An 11,212-nucleotide genomic window follows, 5' to 3' on the forward strand; every position below is an offset into this window, starting at 1 on the left:
CGTCTCGAACGCCGGCCTGCGCCTGATCGACAAGAAAGGCATCGACACCGTGCTCGTGGATCTGCGCGCACGTGGCGAAGTCTAATTAGGAGCACATCATGGCCAGCAAGGGCGGACGCGATAAAATCAAGTTGGAGTCGACTGCAGGTACGGGTCACTTCTACACGACCACCAAGAACAAGCGCACGATGCCGGAAAAGATGGAGATCATGAAGTTCGATCCCGTCGCCCGCAAGCACGTGTCGTACAAGGAAACCAAGATCAAGTAATTGATCCTGTCTTCCGCATGCCGATCGCGCGGCATGTCTGTAGAAACCCCGCTCACGCGGGGTTTTTGCTTTTCCGGGCAGCATGCGCCGCATTGCGCGGCCAACGGCTCTCGGCACCCAGCTCACGCATGGCTTGCCTGCCCACGCAAGCACGCTGGCGGTGTACACTTTCCAGCTTTCCTGCCTCCCGACCGCGCGCCGCGCGCGTCTCTCGCACCATGAACTTCGATGTCGCCATTGTCGGCAGCGGACTGGCCGGTCTGACGGTCGCGCTGCAACTGGCCGACACCCATCGGGTTGTCATCATTTGCAAACGTGCCATGACGCAAGGCGCCAGTGACTGGGCCCAAGGCGGCATAGCCGCGGTCCTGGACTCAGGCGACAGCCACGATGAGCACACGCAGGACACCTTGGTGGCAGGCGCTGGCCTTTGCGATGACAGCGCCACGCGCTATATCGTCGAGCACGGGCGCGAAGCGATCCAGTGGCTGATCGACCGCGGCGTGCCGTTCACCCGCGATGACCAGGCGGAACTCGGCTACCACCTCACGCGCGAAGGCGGCCATAGCCGCCGGCGCATCATCCACGCGGCGGACGCCACCGGCCATGCCGTCGTGTCCACGTTGAGCGAGCAGGCGCGCCAGCACCCCAATATCACGATCATCGAGGACCACTTCGCGGTGGACCTGATCACCTCGAGCAAGCTTGGCCTGCCGGGCAACCGCTGTTACGGCCTCTACGTGCTGGACGACGCCAGTGGCGAAGTGCAGACCATTACCGCCACCCACACCGTGCTGGCGACAGGCGGCGCGGGCAAGGTCTATCTCTACACCACCAACCCCGACACCGCCACCGGCGATGGCATCGCCATGGCCTGGCGTGCGGGCTGCCGGGTGTCGAACATGGAGTTCATCCAGTTCCACCCGACCTGCCTGTATCACCCCTACGCCAAGTCTTTCCTGATTTCGGAAGCGGTACGTGGCGAAGGCGGCCTGCTGAAGCTGCCCGACGGCACCCGCTTCATGCCAGAGCACGACGAACGCGCCGAACTGGCTCCGCGCGACGTGGTGGCGCGCGCAATCGACTTCGAGATGAAGAAGCGCGGCCTGGATTACGTGCACCTGGACATCAGCCACCAGCCCGAATCCTTCCTGCGCGAGCACTTCCCGACCATTCACGCACGGTGCCTGGAACTTGGCATCGACATCGCCCGCGAGCCCATCCCGGTGGTGCCGGCCGCGCACTACACCTGCGGCGGCGTGGTCACCGACACCGCGGGCCGCACCGATCTGGCCAATCTCTATGCCGTGGGCGAGACGGGCTGCACGGGCCTGCACGGCGCCAACCGCCTGGCCTCCAATTCGCTGCTCGAATGCATGGTGATCGGGCGCGCGGCAGCCCTCGACATTGCCGGCCAGGACAAGGCCGGCCAACCGGACATCACCCTGCCCCAGTGGGACGAAAGCCGGGTTGCGGATGCCGACGAGGAAGTCGTGGTCTCGCACAACTGGGACGAGCTGCGCCGCATGATGTGGAATTATGTGGGCATCGTGCGCACCAGCAAGCGGCTCGAGCGCGCCCAGCACCGCATCACCCTGCTGCGCGAGGAGATCGCGGAGTACTACGCCAACTTCCGTGTCACCCGCGACCTGCTGGAGCTGCGCAACCTGGTGGAAGTCGCCTCGTTGATCGTGGATAGCGCGTATTCGCGCCATGAAAGTCGTGGTTTGCATTTCAGCCGTGACTATCCCGAGACGTTGCCGAAGGCGCTGCCCACGGTGATGCAGCCCGTGTTCAAGCGGGAACGGGTGAAGTAAGCCCGCGCCTGGATCTCGCCATGAAAAAAGCGCGCCCAAGGCGCGCTTTTTTCATGCTCCGACCAATCCCGATTATTCKATGATCCGCAACGAATAATCCGTCGCGCGCACGTCCTTGGTTAGCGCCCCGACCGAGATCCGGTCCACACCGGTTTGCGCAAAAGCACGGATCGTGTCTGCATTGACCCCGCCCGAGACCTCCAGCAAGGCACGCCCGGCGTTGATACGCACGGCATCGCGCATCATCGCCTCGGTAAAGTTATCGATCAGGATCGATTTCGCGCCAGCCGCCAATGCCTCTTCCAGCTCGGCCAGGCTTTCCACCTCGACCTGGACCGACACACCAGCATCCAGCGCGGCTGCTGCCTGCATGGCGGCGGTGATGCTGCCGGCCGCGGCAATGTGGTTTTCCTTGATCAGGATGCCGTCATACAACGCCAGGCGCTGGTTGTCGCCACCGCCGACCCTGACCGCGTACTTCTGCGCAAGGCGCAGGCCCGGCAACGTCTTGCGGGTATCGAGCACGCGCGCCCGGGTACCTTCGACCAGGTCGGCATAGCGGCGCGTGGCGGTCGCCACGCCGGACAACAACTGCAGGAAATTCAGCGACGGCCGCTCCGCGGTCAGCAGCGAACGAGCCGGACCGGTAATCTCGCAGACCACCGAGTCCGGCGCCATGCGGGCACCCTCGGCCTGCTTCCAGACGACCTGTAGCGCGGGATCGACCGCGCGCATGCACGCCTCGAACCACGGCTGGCCACACAGCACGGCTTGCTCGCGCACGATCACGCGTGCCCGCGCCGGCTTGCCGGCGGGCACCAGCAGGCCGGTCAGGTCGCCGCTGCCGACATCTTCGGCAATGGCGGCGCTGACATTGGCCTGGAGCGCCTCGGCGAGCGCCGGGCCATAGCTGTCAAAAATAGCGTTGACGTTCGAATTCACGGAATTCAGGTTTGGATTGCTGCTCATGCCGGGCCGATTCCCTTGAACAAGGCCTGCTCGCTGGCCAGGTCGGCCTTGGGCCGCACATTGGCCTTCTGCTGCGCGGCGAAGTCGAGCATGCGGTCGATGCAGGTCACGGCCTGGCGGCCGATATCCGCGTCGACATGGATTTCGTTATGACCCTTCTCCAGCACTTCAGCCAGATTGGTCAGTGCATTCATCGCCATCCAGGGGCAGTGCGCGCAACTCTTGCAGGTCGCGCTGTTGCCGGCAGTGGGGGCTTCGATGAAATGCTTGTCGGGTGCGGCCAGGCGCATCTTGTGCAGGATGCCGTTGTCGGTCGCAACGATAAACTCGCGCGCGTCCAGCTCCTTTACCGCCGCGATCAGCTGCGAAGTCGAGCCCACCACATCGGCCTGCTCAACCACATTGGCCGGCGACTCCGGATGCACCAGAATCTTGGCATTGGGAAACTCCCGGCGCAGCAGGTCAAGCTCGATGCCCTTGAACTCATCATGCACCAGGCAGGAACCCTGCCACAAGAGCATGTCGGCGCCGGTCTGCTTCTGGATATAGCTGCCCAGGTGCTTGTCCGGGGCCCACAGGATCTTCTCGCCGCGCGCGTGCAGGTGCTCGACAATCTTCAGGCCAATGCTCGAAGTCACCATCCAGTCGGCGCGCGCCTTCACGGCGGCACTGGTGTTGGCATAGACCACCACCGTGCGATCGGGATGCGCGTCGCAGAACGCGGCGAATTCGTCGGACGGGCAGCCCAGGTCAAGCGAGCAGGTTGCGTCCAGGTCGGGCATCAGCACGGTCTTTTCCGGGCTGAGGATCTTTGCGGTCTCGCCCATGAATCGGACCCCCGCCACCACCAGCGTCTTGGCCGGATGATCGCGGCCAAAGCGCGCCATCTCCAGCGAGTCCGACACGCAGCCGCCGGTTTCCTCGGCCAGGTCCTGCAGGTCGGAATCAACGTAATAGTGCGCGACAAGCACCGCATTGCGTTGTTTCAGCAGGGTCTTGATGCGCGCTTTGAGCGCCGTGCGCTCCTGTGCCGACAGCACAGGAGGCACTTTGGCCCAGGCGTGGGCGACACAGCTGCCGCCTTCGGGGGACTCCGTCGAGAGGTTCGGCTTTTCGAACTCGACGGCTTTGATCGTTTGGGGGGTCATCTCCGATACTCCTCTTGGACAGCGCGCCTCGGAATTCCGCTTGGTATCCGCTTGTCGCCGCTGACCCTGATATTGGGGGAGTTTAGCGAAAACAAAAGCCCCGCCAGAGGCGGGGCTTTTGGGCGAGCTAAATTGTATCAGGCCACGCCAGCTCGGGCATCAGCCCGCATCAGGCATAACGGCRCAGGCGCAGCGAGAAATCGTGCAGTGCCTGGATGCCGCTGGCCTCGGCGCGGTGGCACCAGGCCTGCAGCTGCGCCAGCAGCTGTTCGCGCGTCAGGTTGGAGCGGCCCCAGATCGCGGCCAGCTCGCGGCGCATTTCCACGAAGGTATGCAGCGACTTGTTCTGCTCCACGATGCTGGCCAGTTGCTGGCGCTGCGGATCGGCCAGCTTGGCTTCTTCGCGGTGGAACCACTTGCGAGCCGGCTTGAAGCTGCTGTACTYGGCCATACGGGCTTCCTTCAGCTTTTCCAGTTCCTGCTTGTAGGCGCTCTTGACCGCCTTGGCATAGCGCGCCATCACGTCATAGCGATTGGCAATGATGGCTTCCAGCGTGTTGTGGTCAACCGGGCGGGCATCCACCAGGCGCGCCTTCGGCGGGGTCTTCTTGACCTTGGCCAGACCAACAGCCTGCATGGCGCGGATGTAGCCCCAGYCGATGTCGAACTCGTACCACTTGATCGAGAACTTGGCCGACGTCGGGTAGGTGTGGTGGTTGTTGTGCAGTTCTTCGCCGCCGATGATGATGCCCCACGGCGAGACATTGGTCGAAGCGTCCTCGCAATCGTAATTGCGATAGCCCCACCAGTGGCCCAGGCCATTGATGATGCCGGCGGCGTGGATCGGGATCCACAGCATCTGCACGGCCCACACGCTCAGGCCGATCACGCCGAACAGGGCGACGTCGATGATCAGCATCAGGCCAACGCCTTGCCAGCCAAAGCGCGAGTAGACATTGCGCTCGACCCAGTCGTTGGGCGTGCCATGACCGAACTTGGTGATGGTTTCCTTGTTCTTGGACTCGGCGCGATACAGCTCCGCGCCTTCCAGCAGCACCTTGCGGATGCCGCGGGTCTGCGGGCTGTGGGGATCGTCTTCGGTCTCGCACTTGGCGTGGTGCTTGCGGTGAATGGCGGTCCACTCTTTGGTGACCATGCCGGTGGTCAGCCACAGCCAGCCACGGAAGAAATGCGAAACGATAGGGTGCAGGTCCAGCGACCGGTGCGCCATGCAGCGGTGCAGGTAGATGGTTACGCCCGCGATGGTGATGTGCGTCACCACGAGGGTGTAGATCACAATCTCCCACCAGGACCAGTTGGCGAGGCCATTAGYGGCCCAGTCAAGAATAGTGTCGAACAAACTGTTCTCCGTCGATTAAACAGGGGCATTCAGTGCGGCACGACAGGGCGAGCCGCAAACAAAGTGCAGAAAAAGGACTGCAAATTCAATGATTGCGTCATACGGCACCTGCCTGAAACCCCGGCATTCGCCGGAGTCCCCAAGGCACGCGCGCCTGGCGCCATGGGCAAAACTGCTGCCTGCCGGCGGACTGGACACGAGCCGCTGCAATCTGGCGGCTGTCTGGTGTGGGGCTGGAGGTCAAACAAACTCACCCGAACGAAACGTGCTTTCCGAATGAACCCGCAACTACCCTGGATTCTACCGGAACCGCATCGCACGGACATCCGCTTTTTCCCTCAGTTTGACGCTAAGCAACACGGATTGTTCCATAAGGTGGCCTAAACGCCCCGTGAACGCTCAGGATGCCGATCCCCTGCGGACACCCGGCAAATCGATATGTGCCCCTTGCACTTCTTTTACGGGGCCACCATTGCCGTCGACTTCCACTTTCCCCAGCACCCGCACCTCTCGCTGCGGATACGGGATCGAGATGCCATGCTCCTTGAACTTCCGCCGGTGATCTGGTCGCCCAGCTTGACCGACCGGTCCAGCAGGATGATGAATCCGGAGATGTAGTTGCTGGCGATCTTTTGCAAGCCCAGCCCCAGGCCAACACCCAGCGCGCCACCGAACACGGACAACACGGTGAGGTCGATGCCGACCAGCGACAGGCTCAGCAACAGGGACACGAGCAGCAGCAGCGCCTTTGAAATCCGGCTCAGAACCACCTTCAGGTTGCTATCCAGCCCGGTCGACCGCATCAGGCGCTCTTCCAGCCATGAGCCGAACCACATCGCCACCAGCACGGTGACCAGGATCCAAACGATGGCCACCAGTGTGTCCGCCAGGCTGATCTTCTGCTTGCCGCCCAGCGAAAAGCGGATGCCGTCCATCCAATTCACCACATCCCACAGCAAACCCAGCACATAAAGCGCCATCGCCGCCCAAACCAGGGTCGTCAGCACTTTTTCGACCAGCAGCAGCATGCCATGCAACTGGCCATTGCCCGACATGACGCGACGCAGGATGTAGAAGGCGAAATACAGGAAGGTAATGCCGGAAAGAGGCACCAATGCGAGCCGTAGCACGCTGATGGACATCATCGGCTCCAGCCCGAAGCGCGCACCCGTCACCAGCAGCCAGCCGAACAACGGGAACATCGCGCGCTCCAGGCTGGCGGCGGCGAAACGCAGGGAGAAGCTGGATCCGGCGTAGCGGGCTTCGAGGCRCTTGACGATCAGTCTAGCCAATGGCCAAGCCACGGCCAGGCAAGCGGCGAGGACCGCCAATTGCCAGATGAAGCCAGGGCCACCCGCGTCGCGGATCAGGTCATCGAGCATCTTGCCAAAGGCCGGATGCGCAACATGGAGTTCGTTCAAGGAAATGGGATTCATGTTCTGCCGTGGCTGGCAGGGTCCATCCGGTCCGGATCGGCGGTCCCTGGCAAGGTAAGCGGGACACTGCATGACGTTACTGCATGCCCCGCAGCCAAAAAGTCAGCCATTCTAGCCGCCCTGCTCCGCACGGCGCAGGATTGGCGCCGGGCAAACGGGCAAGCGGGCCTATACGCCGAGGCCGAGCACTGTCCGCCGCACCTTCACCGGCAATCCGGCGGGCGACGCCACGGCTCGGCAATGCGTTGCAGCCGATCCCGAAGGTCCGCGCCGGGATGCAAGCGGCCGCATAACAGGTCGACGCAATAGTCGATCACCCGCGCCCGCCCGGGCGGGTTGAGCATGCCGTGGTCCAGGCCATCGATGGTCTCGATCTGCAACTGCGAGAAGCCGGCGAGGCCGGCCAGCGTCGGCCCGAAGAACCGCGCCAGCTCGAAAGGCCCGGGATCGTCCGGCCCGAACAGCAGGCGCAGCGCCGTGCCGCGCGCGTCGAGCGACTGGAGCAAGCCCTCGATCTCCTGCTGCTCGTGCACGGCAGGCTTGGGCAGGACCGATGCCGCATCGATGCCGGGCGCGCCCTCTTCTGCCGTAGGTGCGCTGCGGCCATGGATCAGCCACCGGGGCCGGGTAAAGGTCTCCCGGCGCAACAAGCGCTGCAGGTTGACCAGCACGGCGCCCACCACGCCCGGGTGCGCGCCCGCGGTGTGCAAGCTGACATTGGCGCCGTAGCTCACGCCGAAAGCCACCACCTCGCGATGGCCGTGAGCAAGCAGCCAGTCGCAGGCAGCGACAGCATCGCGGTACCCCTCCGGATCGGCCGGCACCGCCGCGATGGCCTGCGCGCCAACCGATGCGTCCCCGATGCCCCGCACATCGATGCGGAACGAGGCAACACCGCGTGCCGCCAGCCGGCGCGCCAGCATGACCCCGCAACGGCCGGCACCGACGTGATGCGTGCCGCCGGAATTGTTGATCAGCACGGCCGGCCGCTCGATGCGCGGCCCGCGCGGCTCGCACAACATGCCGAACAGGCCCTGGCCAAAGCGCACCGGCGTTTCCGCCCACTCGCCGGCGCGCAGGCACGAAACCGTTCCCGCTGCCATCGCGCGGCCAGCCGGAGCGGGCTCGCCAACTGGCGCCGCTGGCGCCATGGCGGCAATCCAGCCGGCCACCTCCGTGAAGGTCGCATCCGGTGGCGTGCCATGCAACGGGTCCTGCAGCCAGCCGATCAGGTCAGGGAAAGGCACCATCCGCACCTGCGCGCCCAGCGTGCCGTAGTGGCGCGCCAGCGGGGCCATCTGAGGCTCGCCGCCCGCGATCAGAATTTGCGGGGCGGGGGCGCAAGGCGCATTGAGCAGGTCGATGCCGCCAAGGCCATCGATCGCGGCATCGGTGAAATGGATTCCCAGGATGTCCATGCCCGATTGCTGGCCCGCGCCAGGCACCGGCCCCGGCTCCGGCTCCACAGCGCGGCAAGCGAGCKAGCGCCAGGTCTGCGCGATCATCTTCATCTCCCGCACCAGCAGCCTGCCGCTCGCCACGGGCGCGAGCAGGGCCAGCGCATCGACGCGCCGCCCGGCCACGCCGCGCCCGGCAGCCAGTGCCGCCAGCAAGGCGCCCCCGCGCACGCCCAGCAGCACGAGTTCCTGGGCACCGGACAAGCGCCTGAGCAACTTGCCAGCAGCATCGATCCCGGCAAGCCAGGCGTCGACACAGGACGCGCCCGGCACGCCGGCATGGTCAAGGTCGGCGGAGTCACCGGTGCCTGGATAGTCGAACCTGAGCACAGGCACGCCCTGGGCCGCGAGCCGCTCCGCCAGCCGCGCCAGGCCGGCATGCGTCCACAAGGCTTCGTGCCCGATCGCATTGCACAGCAGTACCGCGCGCTGACCCTGGGCCGGGTGGTACCAGCCAAAACATCCGTCGAAATGCAGCGGCGTCATGGCGCAAACGCCTTGCGGCTCGCCTGCCGTGCATCCCCGCCACCAACGGCCAGGCGCTCGCAGCGCGCCTGCAACTGGCCGCGATCGATCTTGCCGTTCACGTTCATGGGAAGGCCGTCGACGCAGACAATGCGATCCGGCTGCGCGTAGACCGGCAGGCTCTGCCTGCACGCCTGGCGGATCCGCGCCAGGCGCGCGCCGAGCTCGCCCGGCGAGGCGTCGCCCGATGCCTGCACAAAGGCGACCAGCCCCATCGGCTTGCCGGTGTTATCCAGTGGCCACGCCAGCACGGCGCACTGCGTGCTGCCGCTGGCAGCCTGCACCACCTGCTCGATCTCCTGCAATTCCACGCGGTTGCCGCGAATCTTCACCTGCATGTCGATGCGGCCGTGATAGAGGAAGCCGTCGGGGGATTCGGCCACAGCATCGCCGGTGCGGTACCAACGGCTGCACGCCCGCTCGGGATAGGCGCGGGTAAAGAAGCGCTGCGCGTCGAGCGGGTTGGCACCGAGATAGCCCTTGGCAAGCTGCGCGCCACCAATCAGCAGCTCACCCTGCGCACCGGGCGGCACCGGCGCAAGCGCATCGTCGACGATCATCAGCTCGACCCCGGGATATGGCTTGCCGAGCGGCACCGCGGGGCGCGACGCATCGGCAAGAAACGCCTCGGTCAACTCGAAGGTGAGCATGATCACCGTCGCCTCGGTGGGTCCGTAGCCGTTGACGATGCGGGTGTTCGGCGCCGCCCGCGACCATGCCCGCGCCAGCGTCTTGGGCAAGGCCTCGCCCCCCATCAAGGTCATTCGCACGCTGGGAAACGCGCAAGGCGTGAGCTTGCGAAACTGCTGCATCAGCGCCAGCACGGAGGGCACGCTGGCCCAATGGGTAATCCTGTGCTCCTGGATAAAACCGGCCAGGTAAAGCGGGTCTTGCAGCGCGGGCACATAAAGGCAGCCGCCGTTCGCCCAGCAGACGTGCATGTCATGCACCGAGAAATCGAAGGTGAGATCGGCGAACTGGCTGAAGCGCGCCCCGGGCTCGCATGGAAAGCGCTGCATCTGCGCGCTGACATAGGCCACGGCGCTGGCATGCGGGATCATCACGCCCTTGGGCGGCCCGCTGGTGCCGGAGGTGAAGATCAGGTAGACAAGATCGTCTCCCGAGACGGCGGCAAGCTGGCCGGGCGGGTCATGCACGAAAAGCGCCGGAGGCAGCGGGGCGAAGCGCGCGCTGCCTCCCGGACACCCGGTTTCCGGCAGCGACTCCGGATCCAGGAGGACGATGTGCAAATCCGGGGGCAGCAACGGCATCAGCGCCTCAAGCTGCGGTGCGCATGCGTGATCGACCAGCATCACCCGCGCACCCGAGCGCTCGACAATGGCGGCGTTGCGTGCCAAGGGGAATTTGGGGTGCAACGGCACGTAGGCCATGCCCGCCGCGAGCACGCCGAGCAGGCCGGTGTACGCCGAKACGCTGCGGTGCGCGAACAGGACGCAGTTGCGGCGCCCGTCCCCTGCATACGCCGCCAGCGCGGCACTCACGCGGCCCGCGCGTGCGCGCAGTTCCTCATAAGCGTAAAAGCGGCCGTCGACCCACAAGGCGTGGTCGCCGGGCTGCCGCGCAGCCGTATCGAAGAAGAATGAATGCAACATCCCGCCTCCCAACCGAGCGGGCCGCCCCCCGTTGCGGGACCGGCGCGTTCTGAAACCCCATCCGAAAATTGTGCCGGCGCCGAGCCACCCTGCACGGTTGCGCGCCGATGTGCTTGCCTGGCGCGCGTTGTCTTGCCAACTTAGACGGCATTACCCGACAAGACAAGTTGCACCGCCTTAAATGTACTGAACTTGAGATCTTTTTCCATTCGTGCGAATGGGGGATGCGAATGGAGGCGGACTGCGCTCCACGATGGCGGCCTTCACGTAGCCGGGAGCGGGTGTGCGCCGGCCAGCCTTGCGCTGGCAACATTCATGGCCGGTTTCCCCGCACCGTCGCGCGCCCTTGCGGGGTCCGTCCGCGCGCCACAAAGGATGGCGGGCCGCCCAGAGGGCTTAGTCCATCAAGCGCCGCGTATCTGGCATTGGCACGCACCGGACATCCTCGCGGCGTGCGCGCAGGCCGAGCGGCGCAGGCGCAATGCGTGACGGCAGGGATCGCGGATGGGAAAGAAAGGGAGAACKGGAGAGGCGGCTGGGGCCGAACGGCCCCAGCGCGGAAAAATCGCCAGTCGGCCGGCACCACGGGGATGCCTCCCCGGGCGCAGCCGCCTGACC

Annotated in this window: 7 protein-coding genes and 2 pseudogenes; 3 read left to right on the forward strand and 6 right to left on the reverse strand. The window is 65.2% G+C overall.

The window, feature by feature from the left end; all coding sequences use genetic code 11:
• From rpmB to nadB, 3 genes and pseudogenes are all read left to right on the forward strand, one after another.
• A pseudogene (gene rpmB / locus AC1DS3_RS33425) lies at positions 1–85 on the forward strand (50S ribosomal protein L28); the annotation flags it as partial.
• A 13-nt stretch (positions 86–98) separates the two neighbouring features.
• Positions 99–269 carry a 50S ribosomal protein L33 gene (rpmG, locus tag AC1DS3_RS33430; protein WP_006157508.1) on the forward strand — a complete coding sequence of 57 codons (171 nt, stop codon included), beginning with the start codon at positions 99–101 and terminating at the stop codon, positions 267–269.
• Positions 270–487: 218 nt separating this feature from the next.
• The gene (nadB, locus tag AC1DS3_RS33435) at positions 488–2,086 is read left to right on the forward strand and encodes an L-aspartate oxidase (RefSeq protein ID WP_441636614.1); all 1,599 of its coding nucleotides are present in this window, start codon (positions 488–490) and stop codon (positions 2,084–2,086) included.
• A gap of 72 nt (positions 2,087–2,158) precedes the next feature.
• Here the strand turns inward: nadB and nadC are convergent, their stop codons facing one another.
• The 6 genes and pseudogenes from nadC to AC1DS3_RS33465 form a co-directional block, all read right to left on the reverse strand.
• Complete coding sequence (gene nadC / locus AC1DS3_RS33440; protein ID WP_441636612.1) at positions 2,159–3,055, reverse strand: carboxylating nicotinate-nucleotide diphosphorylase; 897 nt, start codon at positions 3,053–3,055, stop codon at positions 2,159–2,161.
• A complete protein-coding gene (nadA, locus tag AC1DS3_RS33445) occupies positions 3,052–4,203 on the reverse strand; it encodes a quinolinate synthase NadA (RefSeq protein ID WP_441636610.1) in 1,152 nt (383 codons plus the stop codon). The genes nadC and nadA overlap by 4 nt, the downstream gene beginning before the upstream one ends.
• Before the next feature lie 169 nt (positions 4,204–4,372).
• Positions 4,373–5,563 (reverse strand): DesA family fatty acid desaturase, encoded by a 1,191-nt coding sequence (locus AC1DS3_RS33450; RefSeq protein WP_477128847.1) that lies wholly within the window; start codon positions 5,561–5,563, stop codon positions 4,373–4,375.
• A 515-nt stretch (positions 5,564–6,078) separates the two neighbouring features.
• Positions 6,079–6,999 (reverse strand): annotated as a pseudogene (locus AC1DS3_RS33455) (mechanosensitive ion channel family protein); the annotation flags it as partial.
• A 203-nt stretch (positions 7,000–7,202) separates the two neighbouring features.
• Complete coding sequence (locus AC1DS3_RS33460; protein WP_477128848.1) at positions 7,203–8,942, reverse strand: serine aminopeptidase domain-containing protein; 1,740 nt, start codon at positions 8,940–8,942, stop codon at positions 7,203–7,205.
• Positions 8,939–10,594, reverse strand: a complete 1,656-nt coding sequence (locus AC1DS3_RS33465; protein WP_441636602.1) for an amino acid adenylation domain-containing protein — start codon at positions 10,592–10,594, stop codon at positions 8,939–8,941. Before AC1DS3_RS33465 ends, AC1DS3_RS33460 begins: the two co-directional genes overlap by 4 nt.
• Positions 10,595–11,212: the final 618 nt, after the last annotated feature.

It is taken from the genome of Cupriavidus sp. 01L46, from assembly GCF_056399905.1.